The 15,756-nt window shown below is 33.7% G+C and carries 19 protein-coding genes; 8 read left to right on the forward strand and 11 right to left on the reverse strand.

Going from position 1 to position 15,756, the window contains the following annotated elements:
• Window positions 1-3: 3 nt before the first annotated feature.
• On the forward strand, window positions 4-1,281 hold the full coding sequence (gene pepT, locus GWR14_RS13910; RefSeq protein ID WP_163409686.1) for a peptidase T: 1,278 nt from the start codon (window positions 4-6) through the stop codon (window positions 1,279-1,281).
• Window positions 1,282-1,869, forward strand: a complete 588-nt coding sequence (locus GWR14_RS13915) for a YdeI/OmpD-associated family protein (protein ID WP_163409687.1) — start codon at window positions 1,282-1,284, stop codon at window positions 1,867-1,869.
• A 174-nt stretch (window positions 1,870-2,043) separates the two neighbouring features.
• Here GWR14_RS13915 and yajC read toward each other — a convergent pair whose 3' ends face one another.
• The 3 genes from yajC to GWR14_RS13930 all read right to left on the reverse strand — a co-directional run bounded on the left by yajC (window position 2,044) and on the right by GWR14_RS13930 (window position 4,677).
• Entirely contained in the window at window positions 2,044-2,322 is a 279-nt protein-coding gene (yajC, locus tag GWR14_RS13920) for a preprotein translocase subunit YajC (protein WP_163409688.1), read from the reverse strand.
• A 108-nt stretch (window positions 2,323-2,430) separates the two neighbouring features.
• Window positions 2,431-3,342, reverse strand: a complete 912-nt coding sequence (gene nusB / locus GWR14_RS13925) for a transcription antitermination factor NusB (protein ID WP_163409689.1) — start codon at window positions 3,340-3,342, stop codon at window positions 2,431-2,433.
• A 228-nt stretch (window positions 3,343-3,570) separates the two neighbouring features.
• Window positions 3,571-4,677, reverse strand: coding sequence for a Glu/Leu/Phe/Val family dehydrogenase (locus GWR14_RS13930; protein ID WP_163409690.1), 1,107 nt, complete (start codon window positions 4,675-4,677; stop codon window positions 3,571-3,573).
• 203 nt (window positions 4,678-4,880) lie between these two features.
• On the opposite strand from GWR14_RS13930, the gene GWR14_RS13935 reads away from it, so the two are divergent.
• From GWR14_RS13935 to GWR14_RS13945, 3 genes are all read left to right on the forward strand, one after another.
• Complete coding sequence (locus GWR14_RS13935; RefSeq protein ID WP_163409691.1) at window positions 4,881-6,659, forward strand: ABC transporter ATP-binding protein; 1,779 nt, start codon at window positions 4,881-4,883, stop codon at window positions 6,657-6,659.
• Window positions 6,660-6,728: 69 nt separating this feature from the next.
• Entirely contained in the window at window positions 6,729-7,097 is a 369-nt protein-coding gene (locus tag GWR14_RS13940) for a PUR family DNA/RNA-binding protein (protein WP_163409876.1), read from the forward strand.
• 121 nt (window positions 7,098-7,218) lie between these two features.
• The gene (locus GWR14_RS13945; protein ID WP_163409692.1) at window positions 7,219-7,767 is read left to right on the forward strand and encodes an RBBP9/YdeN family alpha/beta hydrolase; all 549 of its coding nucleotides are present in this window, start codon (window positions 7,219-7,221) and stop codon (window positions 7,765-7,767) included.
• Between the two features lie 79 nt (window positions 7,768-7,846).
• Here the strand turns inward: GWR14_RS13945 and GWR14_RS13950 are convergent, their stop codons facing one another.
• Window positions 7,847-8,182 (reverse strand): tRNA-binding protein, encoded by a 336-nt coding sequence (locus tag GWR14_RS13950; RefSeq protein ID WP_163409693.1) that lies wholly within the window; start codon window positions 8,180-8,182, stop codon window positions 7,847-7,849.
• Window positions 8,183-8,307: 125 nt separating this feature from the next.
• Here GWR14_RS13950 and GWR14_RS13955 point away from each other — a divergent pair, with 125 nt between their 5' ends.
• From GWR14_RS13955 to GWR14_RS13965, 3 genes are all read left to right on the forward strand, one after another.
• Window positions 8,308-9,201, forward strand: a complete 894-nt coding sequence (locus GWR14_RS13955; RefSeq protein ID WP_163409694.1) for an alpha/beta fold hydrolase — start codon at window positions 8,308-8,310, stop codon at window positions 9,199-9,201.
• Window positions 9,202-9,322: 121 nt separating this feature from the next.
• Entirely contained in the window at window positions 9,323-9,886 is a 564-nt protein-coding gene (locus tag GWR14_RS13960) for a thioredoxin family protein (RefSeq protein ID WP_163409695.1), read from the forward strand.
• 339 nt (window positions 9,887-10,225) lie between these two features.
• The gene (locus GWR14_RS13965; RefSeq protein WP_163409696.1) at window positions 10,226-10,618 is read left to right on the forward strand and encodes a GreA/GreB family elongation factor; all 393 of its coding nucleotides are present in this window, start codon (window positions 10,226-10,228) and stop codon (window positions 10,616-10,618) included.
• A 115-nt stretch (window positions 10,619-10,733) separates the two neighbouring features.
• Here the strand turns inward: GWR14_RS13965 and GWR14_RS13970 are convergent, their stop codons facing one another.
• The 7 genes from GWR14_RS13970 to GWR14_RS14000 all read right to left on the reverse strand — a co-directional run bounded on the left by GWR14_RS13970 (window position 10,734) and on the right by GWR14_RS14000 (window position 15,723).
• Window positions 10,734-11,051: a c-type cytochrome gene (locus tag GWR14_RS13970; RefSeq protein ID WP_163409697.1), complete on the reverse strand. Its 318-nt coding sequence runs from the start codon at window positions 11,049-11,051 to the stop codon at window positions 10,734-10,736.
• Between the two features lie 100 nt (window positions 11,052-11,151).
• Entirely contained in the window at window positions 11,152-12,084 is a 933-nt protein-coding gene (locus tag GWR14_RS13975) for a peptidylprolyl isomerase (protein ID WP_163409698.1), read from the reverse strand.
• 60 nt (window positions 12,085-12,144) lie between these two features.
• Window positions 12,145-13,311, reverse strand: coding sequence for an MFS transporter (locus GWR14_RS13980; RefSeq protein WP_163409699.1), 1,167 nt, complete (start codon window positions 13,309-13,311; stop codon window positions 12,145-12,147).
• A gap of 102 nt (window positions 13,312-13,413) precedes the next feature.
• Window positions 13,414-13,755, reverse strand: coding sequence for a cupin domain-containing protein (locus tag GWR14_RS13985; RefSeq protein ID WP_163409700.1), 342 nt, complete (start codon window positions 13,753-13,755; stop codon window positions 13,414-13,416).
• A gap of 2 nt (window positions 13,756-13,757) precedes the next feature.
• Window positions 13,758-14,657: an archaemetzincin gene (locus GWR14_RS13990; protein ID WP_163409701.1), complete on the reverse strand. Its 900-nt coding sequence runs from the start codon at window positions 14,655-14,657 to the stop codon at window positions 13,758-13,760.
• Window positions 14,658-14,768: 111 nt separating this feature from the next.
• A complete protein-coding gene (locus GWR14_RS13995; RefSeq protein WP_163409702.1) occupies window positions 14,769-15,305 on the reverse strand; it encodes an NADPH-dependent FMN reductase in 537 nt (178 codons plus the stop codon).
• A 67-nt stretch (window positions 15,306-15,372) separates the two neighbouring features.
• Window positions 15,373-15,723 carry a hypothetical protein gene (locus GWR14_RS14000; RefSeq protein ID WP_163409703.1) on the reverse strand — a complete coding sequence of 117 codons (351 nt, stop codon included), beginning with the start codon at window positions 15,721-15,723 and terminating at the stop codon, window positions 15,373-15,375.
• Between the last annotated feature and the right edge of the window lie 33 nt (window positions 15,724-15,756).

Raw genomic sequence — 15,756 nt, forward strand, 5'->3', positions numbered from 1 at the left:
AAAATGCAGCATATCATCGATCGTTTTATCAGTTATGTAACAATTGATACTGAATCAGACCCAAATTCAAAAACAACACCTAGTACAGAAAAACAATGGAATCTTGCCAATAAATTAGTTGAAGAACTAAAAACAATTGGTCTCCAAGATGTCACTATAGACGACAAAGCATATATCATGGCAACCCTGCCAAGCAATGTTGAGCATGAAGTTCCAACTATTGGATTTGTCTCACATTTTGATACTTCTCCGGATTTTAGCGGCGCTAATGTAAAACCTCAGATCGTAGAGAATTACGATGGAAAAGATATTGTTCTAAATGCTGAGAAAAACATCATTTTATCTCCGAATTACTTCAAGGATTTATTACAATATAAAGGGCAGACAATCATTACAACCGACGGAACGACTCTTTTAGGGGCTGACGATAAAGCCGGAATTACAGAAATTGTTTCCGCAATGGAATATCTGATTCAGCATCCTGAAATTAAACACGGAAAAATCAGAATTGGATTTACCCCAGATGAAGAAATCGGCCGTGGTGCACATCATTTTGATGTTGAAAAATTTGGCGCACAATGGGCTTACACCATGGACGGAAGCCAGATTGGCGAATTGGAATATGAAAACTTTAATGCTGCCGGAGCTAAAATTACTTTTAAAGGAAAAAGCGTTCACCCTGGTTATGCTAAAGGAAAAATGATCAATTCTATGCTAATTGCAAATGATTTTATCAACGAACTTCCAAAAGGAGAAACACCACAGGAAACGAGAGGTTATGAAGGTTTCTTTCACGTACATCACATAAAAGGAAACATTGAAGAAACTGTTTTAGAATTGATTATCCGCGACCATAACAGGAAAAAATTCGAAAAAAGAAAAGAATTAATCGAAAAGATTGCCAAAAAATTCAATAAAAAATTCGCTAAACAATATGGAGAAGATATTGTAATTACTGAAGTTAAAGATCAGTATTATAATATGAAAGAAAAAGTGCTTCCTGTAAAACACATTGTGGATATTGCAGAAAAAGCAATGCGGGAACTGAATATAAAACCAATCATCAAACCAATTCGTGGCGGTACAGACGGCTCTCAATTGTCATTTATGGGATTACCTTGTCCGAACATTTTTGCGGGCGGGCATAATTTCCATGGTAAATACGAATACGTTCCTGCAGAAAGCATACAGAAAGCTACAGATGTTATTGTAAAAATTGCTGAATTGACTGCAATTCCGGGTATTTTTGACAAACCTGAAAAATCAAAAACAAGAAAATAATTGGAATCAAAATCCGAAAATAAAGGCATTTGGAAATACGGCGACAAATGGGAAGAAGAATTACTTTTCCTAAAATCGATTATTGACAAAACCGAACTGACCGAAACTACAAAATGGGGTGGTCCGGTTTATGTTTATGAAAAGAAAAACGTAATCGGTCTTGGCGGATTTAAAGATTATTTCGCCATTTGGTTTTTCAACGGGGTTTTCCTGAAAGACGAAAAAAAGAAACTGATAAACGCTCAGGAGAATCTAACAAAATCTCTGCGTCAATGGCGTTTTACTTCGAAAGATGAAGTCAATGAAAAGGAAGTTTTAGAATACATTCACGAAGCAATTGAAAACGAAAAGCAGGGAAAAGTTATCAAACCTTCCAAAAAAGAAGCAATTATTTCTGAACTTTTAGAAAAAGAAATGACACAAAATCCAGCTTTAAAAGAAGCGTTTCAGAAGTTTTCCCCTTACAAACAATATGAGTTTTTAGAATATATTGAAACAGCTAAACAGGAAAAAACCAAACTATCCAGAATCGAAAAAGTGATTCCGATGATTTTGGCGAATGTGGGACTGAATGATAAATACAGATAACGTTTAGAAATTTCAATTTTTAAATTCCTAATTCCAAACTTATACGAAGCCTTTATCAAAGTTTTAAACTGATAAAGGCTTTTTTGTCATGACAGGATTGTGAAAAAGAATCCAAAAAAAATCCCAAACTCCTTTGGAATTTGGGATTTATATTTTTTTGGAATTTAAAAAAACTTAAGCCTTTTTAGCATTTAAAGCAGCGCTCATTTCCATTGAGATAGCAGAACGCTCTAATTTTAATTTTCCAGACATTGTTTCGATTACAACAGTAGTTTCAGCTAACTCAGCAATTTTACCATGGAAACCACTTTTTGTCACTATTTTATCACCTACTTTTAGGCTGCTTTCAAATTCTTTTTCGTTTTTTGCTCTTTTTTGCTGTGGTCTGATCATAAAGAAATAGATTACCACAAACATTAAAAGGAATGGCGCAAACTGACCTAATTGTCCCATAATTATATTCTGTTTTTGATTTATATTTAAAATATTCTTTTTTTGCTCTTCGACTCCCCTCAGAGAGACATTGGAATTTGTTATTTGATTTTTGGAATTTATTTCAAATTACATTAGACCTCTTCCAACCTTAACCATCTTTTTATTAGCGGTAAGCTCTTTTACAAGATTATCTAAAATTCCGTTGATAAAAATACTGCTTTTTGGTGTAGAATACTCTTTTGCAATTTCTAAATATTCGTTAAGAGTTACCTTTACTGGAATTGAAGGGAATTTGATAAACTCGCATATCGCCATTTTAAGAATAATGGTATCGATTTCCGCAATACGGTCACTATCCCAATTTGGTGTTTTATCTTCGTATTCTTTTGCAAAAGCCTTTTCATTTAAAACTGTTCTTCTAAACAAATCTTTTGCAAAATCCTTGTCTTCAACATCTTTATACAATTTCGGAACTCTAAAAGCATCCGGATCTTCCGTTTTAATTGCTTTTAATTGTTTAACTATATGTGTATTTACAACCGGAATATCATCAACCCATGTCAATTTATCATCTTCCAGGTACTCATATAATTTTTCATTCGGAACAACAACATTTTCAAACAAATCAATTACAAACTGTCTGTCTTCTTCAAACGTATTTACAGAATTGTTCATGTAATTTTTATACAAATCACTTGCTTTAATATCATTCAAAAGCAAAATGATATAATCATCATTTAAAGACCAGTTATTGATTTTACGATTTTCTAAAGCGATACTAAGAGAATTACTTTCTGCCAAAAGCTGAAAAATTTTGTTTTTTATAAATTTTTCATTCGGATTACGTTCTGCTGCAGTAGCAAGGTGCTTTTTGCTTGAAAGATGTAAAAAAACTGATTCTTTTTTGCAAATTTCAATCAATGAAGAGAGCATTATTAAATATAAATCCTGAATATTATCTATGCTGTAGAAAAGGAATTTTTCTTCTTTTTCCAGATTATCAGAACCGCTTTGATGCATTGCATAAATGGATTGCATAACTTTAACGCGTAAGTGTCTTCTATTTACCACCTTGTAAGAACTTTTAAAAATTAGTCTGCAAAAATAAGAATTAAAGCAATTATATTAAAATTTAATCTGATAAAAAAAGTCCTGAAAAATCAATTCAGTTTCAGTCTAAAAAAAATCTCAGTTTCCAGTAACAGCTGCAACAACAACAGACTGAAACTAAAAACTGAGATTAGAGAATTAAACTATTGTTTAAAATTATTTTTTACTGTTTTCGATTTTTCTTTGATCGATACGGTTTTGAGCAATTGTAAGCGCTGCTTTATGAGTTGTGATTCCGTTTTTAGCAGCAAAATCAATAATTTCTAAAGTAGTATTATAGATATTTTCGGTTTTACTCATGATTTCAGCTTTGCCGTAGTTTGCCAATTCAGCATAAACATTGATAATTCCACCAGCGTTGATTAAGAAATCAGGAGCATATAAAATTCCTCTTTCCTGTAATCTTGCACCGTGAACATTTTCATCTGCTAATTGATTGTTTGCAGCACCCGCAATCACTTTTGCCTTAATTTTTTCTATCGTAGCATCATTAATTGTAGCTCCCATTGCACATGGCGCATAAATATCAACATCTGCAGTATACAAATCTTCACCAGTATAAATAGTAGCATTATATTTTTGAGCAACCTGATATAATTTTTCTTCATTGATGTCAGAAATCGTTACCTGGGCCCCTTCTTTCGTTAAATATTCAACCAAAGTTTCACCTACGTGTCCAATTCCCTGAACCAAAACTTTTTTGCCGTCTAAAACATCAGAACCAAACTGACTTTTCGCAGCCGCTTTCATTCCTAAATAAACTCCGTAAGCTGTAACAGGCGAAGGATTTCCTGCTCCTCCTCTTTCTTCAGAGATTCCAGTAACATAAGGCGTTACATCTCTTACAGTGTCCATGTCTTTGGTTTCCATTCCAACATCTTCCGCTGTTATATATCTTCCGCTAAGAGAATGAACAAATTCACCAAACTTACGCATTAGCTCAGGTGTTTTCTGCGTTTTAGCATCACCAATAATCACTGCTTTACCTCCACCAATATTAAGACCGGTAATGGCAGATTTATATGTCATACCTCTTGAAAGACGCAAAACATCGTTCAGAGCTTCCCATTCAGTACCATAATTCCACATTCTTGTACCTCCCAAAGCTGGTCCCATAACCGAATTATGAATACCAATAATTGCTTTTAAACCTGTATCTTTGTCATTGCAAAATACAATTTGTTCGTGATCGTTAAAAGATAACTGACCAAAAACGGGATCCATTTTTTGAAGTTCCTTTCCAGTTGCGAAAGTTGCATCCATAGCGCTAGTGTTATTTAGTTAAAATTACGAATTCGTCAAAAAGACAACTCAAACATACACAAAAAATACACATGTGCTAATTTTTAAACTTTAAATTAATAATTTTACAATGTAATTGTTTTGATTAAAGCGCAAATTATTATAATTTTAATTCATAATAATTCAAAATTTTAAATCAATTCAGCATCACATTTCTTAAAAAAATGAAAGAATTAAGCTATTTAAACAAATATTTCATTAAGTACAAATACAGTTTTTCTTTTGGAATTTTAATCACTATAATCGCACAAATATTTTTCTTATTCACTCCGAAACTGGTCAGCCAGTCTTTTGACACTATTGAAAAATTCTTAAAATTATCTGATGCCGACCAACAATCTTCGATAATTATTGGCTATTACAGACAGGATTTAATTCATAACGTATTACTAATCATAGGAAGTGCGATTGTGGCGGGATTTTTAACCTTTTTAATGCGTCAGACTTTAATTGTAATGTCGCGTCATATTGAATTTGATTTAAAAAATGAGGTTTTCAGTCAATACCAGAATCTTTCTCAAAATTTCTACAAACAAAACAGAACGGGAGATTTGATGAACCGTATTAGTGAGGACATTTCAAAAGTTCGTATGTACGTTGGTCCGGCGGTAATGTACACAATCAACACATTTATACGTTTTGCAATCGTAATTATATACATGTATAATGTTTCTCCGTTATTGACTTTATACACCCTTCTTCCGCTTCCGCTTTTATCTTATTGTATTTTTAAACTGAGTTCTGAAATCAATAAACGCAGTACCACTTTTCAGCAATATTTATCAAAAGTTTCGAGTTTTACACAGGAAATATTCTCCGGAATCAGGGTTATAAAAGCATATTCGTTAGAAAATCAGCATCAAAAGAACATGGTTGATCTCTCCGATGAAAGTAAAAAGAAAAGCTTAGACCTGGCTAAAGTTCAGTCATTGTTCGGCCCTTTGATGATTGCCCTTATCGGAATCAGTAATTTGGTTGTAATCTATTTTGGAGGTGTCATGTACATTAACGGAACAATCCCTAATATCGGAACTATTGCCGAATTTATTTTATATGTAAATATGCTTACATGGCCTGTTGCTTCTTTAGGATGGGTTTCATCAATGGTTCAGGAGGCAGAAGCTTCCCAAAAACGTTTAAATGAATTTTTAAAAATTGAACCTGAAATCAAAAATAACAATCCGGAACCATCAGAAATAGAAGGTTCGATTGCTTTTGAAAATGTAAGCTTTACTTATGAAGACACTAATATCGAAGCTTTAAAAAACATAACATTCTCGGTAAAAAACGGAGAAACGCTTGCTATTTTGGGCAAAACAGGCTCTGGAAAATCAACTATTTTATCTTTAATTTCACGTCTATATGATGTTACCGAAGGAAGAATCACAATTGATCAAAATGAAATAAGCACTTTAAATTTAAATGATTTACGAAACAACATCGGAATCGTGCCTCAGGATGCTTTTTTATTTTCGGATACCATTAAAAATAATATCAAATTCGGAAATCAAAATGCAACTGATGAAGAAGTAATTGAGGCTGCAAAAAATGCAGTAGTTCATGATAACATTATCGCTTTCAACAAACAATATGATACCGTTTTGGGAGAACGAGGCATTACACTTTCGGGCGGACAAAAACAGCGCGTTTCAATTGCCCGTGCACTTATCAAAGATCCTGCTATTTTACTTTTTGACGACTGCCTATCGGCCGTTGACACAGAAACCGAAGAAACTATTTTAAATAATTTATTTGAAATCTGCAAAAACAAAACCACTATAATTGTCAGCCATAGGGTATCATCTGCAAAAAATGCAGACAAAATTATTATTCTGGAAGATGGCCGAATAATACAACAAGGTTCTCATAATCAATTAATAAATCAGGAAGGTTATTATTCATCGTTATATTTAAAACAACTTTCGGAAAAAGAATTACTTTAAATGTTGCGTAATAGATAATTTTTTATGATTTTTGAGTACTATTAATTCCAAAAAATGATAGAACGTATTATGAGAGAAAATGAAATGTTAGAAAAAGAAGAAATTTTTTCTAAAGTATTACGAGCCGGAAGAAGAACTTATTTCTTTGATGTGAGAGCTACAAAAGCTGACGATTATTATATCACGATTACAGAAAGTAAAAAATTTACTGAAGAAGATGGTTCTTTTCATTTTAAAAAACACAAAATTTACTTATACAAAGAAGATTTTAGTGCATTTGCCGAAATACTGGAAGAAATGACTTCTTATGTATTAAACCACAAAGGTGAAGAGGTAATATCTGAAAGACACCAAAAAGATTTCAAAAAAGAATACGGATCTGACAAATCTGAAGGTCAAAGATCAAGCTTTACAGATATCGATTTTGACGATATTTAATATAATATAACTTTTCCAAAAGTACGAGTCCAATATGTTCAGCATTTTGGACTTTTTTTATATATTTAAATTCTATTATTTTTATCGACATAATAATTACACCAAAATAAAATCCACGGCAATGGACACACAACTTTTAATTTTACCCGGACTTGGAAATTCAGGAGAAAAGCACTGGCAGACCTTTTGGCATGAAAAATTTAAAAACTCAATTCGTATAGTTCAGGACAACTGGGATGAACCGCTTCGCAAAGACTGGATTGCACGTCTTGATGAAACAGTTTCTAAACTTCAACACCCTACCATTTTAGTCGCACACAGTCTGGCAGTTTCTTTGGTATTGCACTGGGCACAAACCAATTCGAACAAAAATATTATTGGAGCATTACTGGTCGCTCCCGCAGATGTAGACTCGCCTGAACACACGCCCGAAGTTATCCGAAATTTTTCGCCGATGCCTTTATATACTTTGCCTTTTCCATCCATTGTAGTAGCAAGTGAAAATGATCCTTATGCAACATTTGAAAGAAAAAAATATTTTGCTGAAAAATGGGGAAGCGATTTTGTAAACGTTGGTCAACAAGGGCATATCAACTCTGATTCTGACTTAAAGTATTGGGAAGAAGGGCAGTTGATTTTACAGAAATTGATTGAAAAAATTAATACTTAACAAATTTATTTGGCACATAGAAATATAGATTTAAAACTAAAAAGGGTATAAAAACTATGCTTCTATGTGTTAATTAAAACTATCCAATTCGTAATCCATTTTCTATTTTAAAATCAGGAGCCAGTAAAATTACATCTCCCTCCTCGCCTACAGCTCCAAGAACAAGACATTCGCTCATAAATTTACCTATCTGTTTTTTAGGAAAATTTACAACCGCAACAATTTGCCTATTAATTAAATCCTCTTTTTGATAACGTTTGGTAATTTGAGCCGATGATTTTCGGATGCCTATTTCAGCACCAAAATCAATCGTCAACTGATAAGCCGGCTTTCTTGCCTCAGGAAAATCATTTGCCTCAATAATAGTCCCAACACGCATATCGGTTCTTTCAAATTCATTCCAGGTTAAATCCATAATAATGCTGTTTATTTACAAACCTATAAATTTTGTAACTATTGCTCCTAATTCTATAACCACTTTTTTTAGACTGCGTTTAATTTTACTAATCATTCTTTGAACTTAATTGTAAAAAATATAAAATGGAAAATAGTATACTGAATGCCAGCCCTTCTCTACGAGATTCTGATTTTGACATACAACTTCAAAACACCGATAAATACATAGAAACAGCCAAAAACGTAATGCTTTATGTTAGGGATTACGGAAAAGGAAAACCTGTTTTTCTAATTCATGGCTGGCCACTTTCAAACGAAATGTGGGAATATCAAATTGAGTTTTTAGTTCAGAACAACTTCAGAGTTATCGCCTACGACCGTCGCGGTTTTGGAAAATCCTCTCAGCCGTGGGATGGTTACGATTATGATACTCTGACAGATGATTTATATGAAATCATTGAACAGCTTCAGTTAGAAAATGCTACACTTGTTGGTTTTTCAATGGGTGGCGGCGAAGTGGTTCGTTATTTCAGTCGTCATGGCGGAAAAGGGGTAACAAAAGCAGCTTTAATTTCATCCATAATTCCTTTTTTATTAAAAACAGATGACAATCCGGAAGGACGTCCAAGAGAAAAAGGCGAAGCAACCGCAGAAGCAATCAGAGAGGACAGAATAGGTTTTCTTGAGAATTTTGGTAAAACTTTTTTTGGAGTAAATATAATCAACAAACCTCTGAGCACACCTTTGTTAGAACATTTCAGAATGTTATGTTCTCTCGCTTCACCAAGAGCTACACTCAAATGTGCTGAATCTTTATCGACTACAGATTTTAGAGACGAACTTAATGCTATCAAAGTTCCTACTTTAATCATTCATGGCAGTGACGATAAAAATATACCTATGGAATCGAGCTCTCAAAAAACGGCGGCTGCAATAGTAAACAATACTTTTATGGTCTATGAAGGAGCTCCACACGGACTATTCTACACTGAAAGAGATCGTTTGAACGAAGATTTACTTGAATTTCTAAGCGCATAAAATTTCAATCTATATCCAAAGACTTTATTCACTACATATAATTTCTTTGGATATTTTTATTCCTGTTCTCTTTCTTTTACTGAATTTAAAAGTTATTTTTGAATAACTAATTCAAGTAAAAATGGCAAGAACTCCTTCAAATATGATTCCGCTTGGAACCATTGCTCCCGAATTTTCTTTAAAAGACACTAATTCAAACCATATTTACTCTTTTGAAGATTTAAAAGGATCAAAAGGAACTCTTGTTATTTTTATGTGTAACCACTGCCCGTTTGTACTTCATGTGATTAATGAAATTGTAATGATTGCAAACGATTATCGGGTTCAGGGACTTGGTATTGTTGCCATTTCAAGTAATGATATCGAAAAATATCCAGAAGATTCTCCTGAAAAGATGACCGAGTTTGCTTTGAAAAACAAAATTGATTTTCCTTATTTATTTGATGAAACTCAGGAAGCTGCCAAAGCTTATGATGCAGCCTGTACACCCGATTTTTATTTGTTCGACAATCAGAACCGTTTATTTTATCGTGGTCAGTTAGACGATTCAAGACCCGGCAATGGAATCCCATTGAGCGGAAGTGATTTGCGAAGCGCTATTGATGCCTTAATCTACAATCGTTCACTGAATGAAATTCAAAAGCCAAGCATAGGCTGCAATATAAAATGGAAGCAGCCTGCCTAAACAGAAAAGTTTAACTATCCTTTGCCAATTCGATTATTTAACCCGCTATGGATATTATAACATTATTTACAGTTTTTCTGCTGCTGTTTTCTTACCAGAGAAAACCGCTTGCTGCTGTAGTTATATCACATAGTAAGGCCTTTATTAATTAGGCCTCCGTCTCTTTCATTTGTTCTTTCAGGCGGAGGATTTTCAAAATTTTATCGTGTTTCTATTTGAAAGAGATTTTCTTTCGAATAAAATATTTCCTCTATTCGGCTAAAAATTTCAATCGAAATTCAACACAAATTGAAATTCAACACAAATAACTTTTATCAACCTTTAAATAATAATTTTAGTATGAAACCAACCCCCACTTTTTGTAAAACAGATTATCAGTTTTTAAGAGAATTGATTTTAAAAAGCAAAAATTCAACAAATGCAAAAGAAATCGGATTGCTCTCTCAGGAATTAGATCGCGCTGTGATTAGTAAAGAAAACGATCTGAATTCAGTTATCAGAATTAATTCTTTTGTAACGATTGAAGATGTAAAAGCGAATAAACAAATGAAAATTCAGATTGTTTTGCCGTCATCAGCAGACGTAAAGCAATCTAAAATTTCAATTCTGGCACCTCTAAGCGTTGCTATTATTGGTTTTAAAGAAAATGATCAGGTAGACTGGGAATTGCCTGCAGGTTTAAAAACCTTAAAAATAATTGCCGTTGACAATACTGCTGTTTCTAATTCTTAATTTCTTAAACACCTCATTCTGTGATGGTGTTTTTTTTATATCCTTCTGAAAACAAAAAAACTATCCAATAAAAATTACTGAATAGTTTCTTTCTCTTTTTTTAAAGTACAAATTACTACAATTGCGAATGAATGTAATTTGTTATCGAAGCCATTTTAACATCATCCAATTTCGCTTTTTTCTGCATGCTTACCAAAATTGGTTTCCACTCCTCCTGAGTAAATTTTTTCGGTTCGTATAACTTGTGACATCTTGCACAGCTGTTTTCATATAAGCTTTTACCTTCAGCCAGTTCAGAAGTTGATTCAGGTGGTCCGGCTTCTGTTGCGGTTGCTTCTACAACTGGTGTTGCCGGAGCAGCAGGTGCTTTTTTTGTACCACATGAAACTAAAAGTAACATTGCCGCTGTTAGAGTTAAAATTGTTGATTTCATCCTTAGGTTTTGTTTTATTTTTGAGTAAATATAAAAAAAATCCCATTCGGCTATCGAATGGGATTATTATTTAAAACAAAACTAAATTGCTTTGTAAATCTTACTTAACGTCCATTAATTCAACGTCAAAAATCAAAGTTGCGTGTGGCGGAATAACTCCTCCTGCACCTGATGGTCCGTAAGCTAAATCAGAAGGAATTACAAAACGTGCTTTGTCTCCAACCTGCAATAAAGCAATACCTTCGTCCCATCCTTCGATCACCTGACCAATTCCTAATTTGAACTCGATTGGTTTTTTACGTGGATAAGAAGAATCAAAAACTTTTCCGTTTTCTAAAGACCCTTCGTAGTGAACAGAAACTGTTTTTCCTGCTTCAGCTCTTTTACCTTCACCTTTCTGAATCATTTTGTAACGTAAACCACTTTCTGTTTTATCAAAACCGGCAGCTAATTGTTCCATTTTTGCTTCAGATTCTGCTTTTAAAGCAGCTTCTCTTTTTAAACGAGCACCTTTTAAACCAATAAAAGCTTCGATAGCATTCCATTTTTGAGCTTCTTCCCCAACTCTGATAATTTCTAAAGTTTCAAGAGCATCACCCTGAGCAACTGCGTCAACTACTTCCTGTCCTTCTACAACATGACCAAAAACACTGTGCTTTCCGTCTAACCATGGAGTTGGAACGTGTGTGATAAAAAACTGAGAACCATTACTTCCAGGACCAGAATTAGCCATAGATAAAACTCCCGGACGATCGTGTTTTAAACTTGATACAAATTCGTCATCAAATTTATAACCTGGATCTCCTGTTCCGGTTCCTTTTGGACAACCACCCTGAATCATAAAATCAGGAATTACTCTGTGAAAAGTTAATCCGTCATAAAATTTATTCCCCTGAGGCTTTACTTTATTCTCCATATTTCCTTCTGCAAGAGCTACAAAATTCCCTACGGTTCCCGGTGTCAAATCGTGTGTAAGTTTTACTAAAATCGAACCTTTGCTTGTGTTGAATTTAGCATATATTCCGTTTTCCATTGTTGTTATTTTTTAATTGAACGCAAATTTACAAATTAATTTTTTATCAATTTGTGCTTTCTATTTTTTAGATTTTGATTTATAAGTAAGCCCGTAAACCGCTAAAGATAAAAGTGACAAAACCACACAGCCAATTGTTACTGCATGCCATCCTCCTAGTTTCCATAATAATAATCCATAGGCAGAACCTGCAGCAGTACCTAAGAAACTAAAAGACATAAAAACAGTATTTAATCGGTTTCTGGCCTCAGGCAATAATGCGTAAACACGGGTCTGATTTGAAATATGTACGCCCTGAATTCCAATATCAATAAATACAATTCCGATTGCTACTCCAACGACACTTTCGATTGAAAAATAGAATACCAAAAAGCTGATCAAGATCAACAGACAGCCGTAACCAACTGCAACTCTTGAATTTCCCTTATCACCCATTTTCCCAACCAAAGGCGCTGCCAAAGCTCCGGAAGCACCAACAATTCCAAACAAACCGATTGTTGCACTGTTAAAATTGAACGGTTCTCCTGAAAGCAGTAAAACCATTGTGGTCCAGAAAGCACCAAACTGAGCAAAACTGAATACATTAATTGCAGTTGCTTCACGCAAAACCGGCTGTGTTTTTATCAGTGTAAATAAGGACTGAATTAATTGTCCATAAGTTCCCTGAAACTGTGGTTTATTAATTGGGAATTTACTTTGAATGACAAAAAAGATCAAAAGGCAAATTCCGGCAGCGATATAAAACATCGATCTCCAGCCCAAGACTTCGCCAATGAAACCGCTTAAAGTTCGCGAAAGCAAAATTCCAACCAATAAACCGCTCATGATAGTTCCTATAACTTTCCCTCTTTGTTCGTGACTGCTTAATGAGGCTGCCAGAGGCAAAATAAGCTGTGGCACTATCGAAGTGATTCCGATAAGCAGAGAAGCAATTTGTAAAATCAAAAAGCTTTTTGCAGTAGCTGCAATGATTAACGCAATTACAGAAGCAAAAGTGGTTATTAAAATCTGTCTTTTTCGTTCGATTTTATCACCAAGCGGTACCATAAAAAACAATCCTATGGCATAACCCGCCTGGGTAAGATACGTTATGGTTCCGGCGCTGGCTTCGGGAATTTTAAATTCGTTGGCGATTAAAACAATCAAAGGCTGGCAGTAATAAAGATTTGCAACTATAAGACCAGTGCAAACTGCCATAAACAGGACATTTGTTTTAGATAAATTCATTTTGCAAAAATACCAATCTAATCTTTAGTAAAACTTTAAAAAATGTATAAAATTTTCAAAGCTACAATCAAATCTGTGTTACATTTTGTCGATTCTGCCGATTTAATATTTCATGAAATCTTCACGCATCGGACTAAAAACATCTGTCAGCATTCCTTCTTCAACACATAAAACGCCATGAATTGCATGTGGCGGAATATAAAAGCTATCGCCTTCTTTTAATAATTTAGTTACTCCGTTTATGGTAACGTCAAATTTTCCTTTTGCTACATAAGTTACCTGTGTATGATAATGTTCATGTAAAGCTCCTATAGCTCCAGTTTCAAAATATACATTAACCAGCATGACACGGCTGTCAAAAGCCAAAATTTTGCGTTTTACACCTTCTCCAACTACTTCCCACTGAATTTCTTCCCCAAAAAGGAACTCTTTGCTTGTTTCCATGCTTATTTATTATTTAATTTTTCTAAATCTTTTTTCATTAAAACCAATCCTTCTTCCAGATTATTCTCTTTAAAATATTGTTCTAATTCTTTCAACCTTTTTACATTATCGTATTTGAATCCCGAATGTAACTTTCTCTGACAAAGAGAACATAATCTAATAAAATGACTATCAGTTTCTGTCATACTATTGGTACCATTCATAACACAATTGGCTTCAATACAATGATGCAGACCGAACATATGCCCTATTTCGTGCGAGCAAATTTTTAACAATCGCTCTAAACTTAAATTAAAATCTGCATCTTTTTGCATTCTGTGAATAGAGCTTACCGCAATTCGGTCCCTGTAAGATGCCAGCCCAAAAACATAATTCCATTCGGGTTTGGGATATAAATCCATTTCTGTTATTGCCATTAAAGCAACTCCTTTATCAGGTTCTTCTTCTTTTAAAACATCATTTAAGATATAACCTGCCAAAAATTGTTCTTGCCCCATACCTCCAATTCGTCTTGCTTTTTGCGGAATAATATCGTTCGAAACATTATCCAAAACTTTAGTTTCCAACTGAAAAAATAGTTGCAGATACTGACGAACTAATTCAATTTGCCTGGTCTGCAAAGAGTCAAACTTTCCAATAGGCTGTAAATAAATGATATTCTTCTCTTTGGTTGGAACAACATGTTTTGTTTTTATAAACTGTTCGAAACTTTGTCCTTTTTCTTTATGAGAATCCAGCCAGTCACCATAAACCGGTTCCCTTAGTTTTACATCATTTGCTTTGATATCGGCAAAATAAGGATCTGGTGGAAGCTGTAAAATTGAATCCGACTCCGGATTTTCTTTTTTATTGGATTGACATGAACACAGAATCACAAATAACAGAAAAAGAAGTTTCTTCATAAAGTAGCAAATGAATTAAATTAGATTTTTGAAATAAAATCGCAGCATATTTTGACGGATGCGAAAGAATTTAAAGCAAAATTATTTTCCTGCTCTGCAAAAGTAAATATATTATAAAAAACGACTTTCAAAGTTTTTTATAAAATTTTGAAGAGCTGAGGCTGTCCCTTCAGAGACAATTTTTCCTTCATCATTTACTTTTCCGCGTACGCCCTGAATTAAAAGCTGAGTCTGTTCATCAAATTTTGCCTCGAGGGTTTTCATTATCAACAAAAGCTGTTCATGTCCCATTTCACCTGATGCAGATGCCGTTATCAGTCCTGTATTTTTATTTGAGAAAACGGTAGTTGAAACACACCATTCAAGTGCATTTTTTAAACTCCCGGGAAGACTGAATACATATTCGGGAGTACAAATAATAACGCCATCGGCATTTATTATTTTATTTCTAAAAATGGAAATTTCTTTCGGAGGATTTTCTGTATCCAAATCCGGATTGAAATGAGGAAGACTTTCTAAATTTTCAAAAATTTCTATTTCAAATTTAGATTCTAAGCAATTTGAAATGTATTTAAGAATTTTGAAGTTACTAGAATTACTTCTCGTACTTCCGGATATGGCCAGGATTTTTATTTTTGGTGAAGTCATTAAATGAACTGTTCGTATTTTTAAATTGGATCTAAAAATACGAATTGTTTAAAAATATCTCTAAAAATTATTTAGAAGTCAGGAGATGTAGCCCTTCCATTTTTATCGAATCAATTGCTTGCGGAGGATAATTTTGTTTTTCCTGTCGCGTTGATGTTACTTTTCCTTCTTTGCTGATGTACACATAATTGTAACGCCAGTAATTTGTAGCTACCATTTTAGAACCATCTCCGATAATTTCCTGATCTGCATAAACAAGAATTTCTCCATCTTGCTTATTATCTAAAGTCCTAATTGGGTTCCCCAAAATTTTAATCACTTTAAGTTTAGATTCTCCCACTGCTACGCTAGCAGAATTGGTACTTGCACAGGATATAAATAACGCAAATACTGCAAAAATTAATATTGTCTTTTTCATAATCAGATATTTGAAATTATGTATTGCTTTTAA

The organism is Flavobacterium ajazii (assembly GCF_010614725.1).
Classification (GTDB): domain Bacteria; phylum Bacteroidota; class Bacteroidia; order Flavobacteriales; family Flavobacteriaceae; genus Flavobacterium; species Flavobacterium ajazii.

Coding starts and splice junctions, on each gene's coding strand:
- pepT (WP_163409686.1), top strand. CDS start 4: ATGCAGCATATCATCGATCGTTTTATCAGTTATGTAACAATTGATACT.
- yajC (WP_163409688.1), bottom strand. CDS start 2,322: ATGGGACAATTAGGTCAGTTTGCGCCATTCCTTTTAATGTTTGTGGTA.
- nusB (WP_163409689.1), bottom strand. CDS start 3,342: ATGCAATCCATTTATGCAATGCATCAAAGCGGTTCTGATAATCTGGAA.
- GWR14_RS13930 (WP_163409690.1), bottom strand. CDS start 4,677: ATGGATGCAACTTTCGCAACTGGAAAGGAACTTCAAAAAATGGATCCC.
- GWR14_RS13935 (WP_163409691.1), top strand. CDS start 4,881: ATGAAAGAATTAAGCTATTTAAACAAATATTTCATTAAGTACAAATAC.
- GWR14_RS13940 (WP_163409876.1), top strand. CDS start 6,729: ATGAGAGAAAATGAAATGTTAGAAAAAGAAGAAATTTTTTCTAAAGTA.
- GWR14_RS13945 (WP_163409692.1), top strand. CDS start 7,219: ATGGACACACAACTTTTAATTTTACCCGGACTTGGAAATTCAGGAGAA.
- GWR14_RS13950 (WP_163409693.1), bottom strand. CDS start 8,182: ATGGATTTAACCTGGAATGAATTTGAAAGAACCGATATGCGTGTTGGG.
- GWR14_RS13955 (WP_163409694.1), top strand. CDS start 8,308: ATGGAAAATAGTATACTGAATGCCAGCCCTTCTCTACGAGATTCTGAT.
- GWR14_RS13960 (WP_163409695.1), top strand. CDS start 9,323: ATGGCAAGAACTCCTTCAAATATGATTCCGCTTGGAACCATTGCTCCC.
- GWR14_RS13965 (WP_163409696.1), top strand. CDS start 10,226: ATGAAACCAACCCCCACTTTTTGTAAAACAGATTATCAGTTTTTAAGA.
- GWR14_RS13970 (WP_163409697.1), bottom strand. CDS start 11,051: ATGAAATCAACAATTTTAACTCTAACAGCGGCAATGTTACTTTTAGTT.
- GWR14_RS13975 (WP_163409698.1), bottom strand. CDS start 12,084: ATGGAAAACGGAATATATGCTAAATTCAACACAAGCAAAGGTTCGATT.
- GWR14_RS13980 (WP_163409699.1), bottom strand. CDS start 13,311: ATGAATTTATCTAAAACAAATGTCCTGTTTATGGCAGTTTGCACTGGT.
- GWR14_RS13985 (WP_163409700.1), bottom strand. CDS start 13,755: ATGGAAACAAGCAAAGAGTTCCTTTTTGGGGAAGAAATTCAGTGGGAA.
- GWR14_RS13990 (WP_163409701.1), bottom strand. CDS start 14,657: ATGAAGAAACTTCTTTTTCTGTTATTTGTGATTCTGTGTTCATGTCAA.
- GWR14_RS13995 (WP_163409702.1), bottom strand. CDS start 15,305: ATGACTTCACCAAAAATAAAAATCCTGGCCATATCCGGAAGTACGAGA.
- GWR14_RS14000 (WP_163409703.1), bottom strand. CDS start 15,723: ATGAAAAAGACAATATTAATTTTTGCAGTATTTGCGTTATTTATATCC.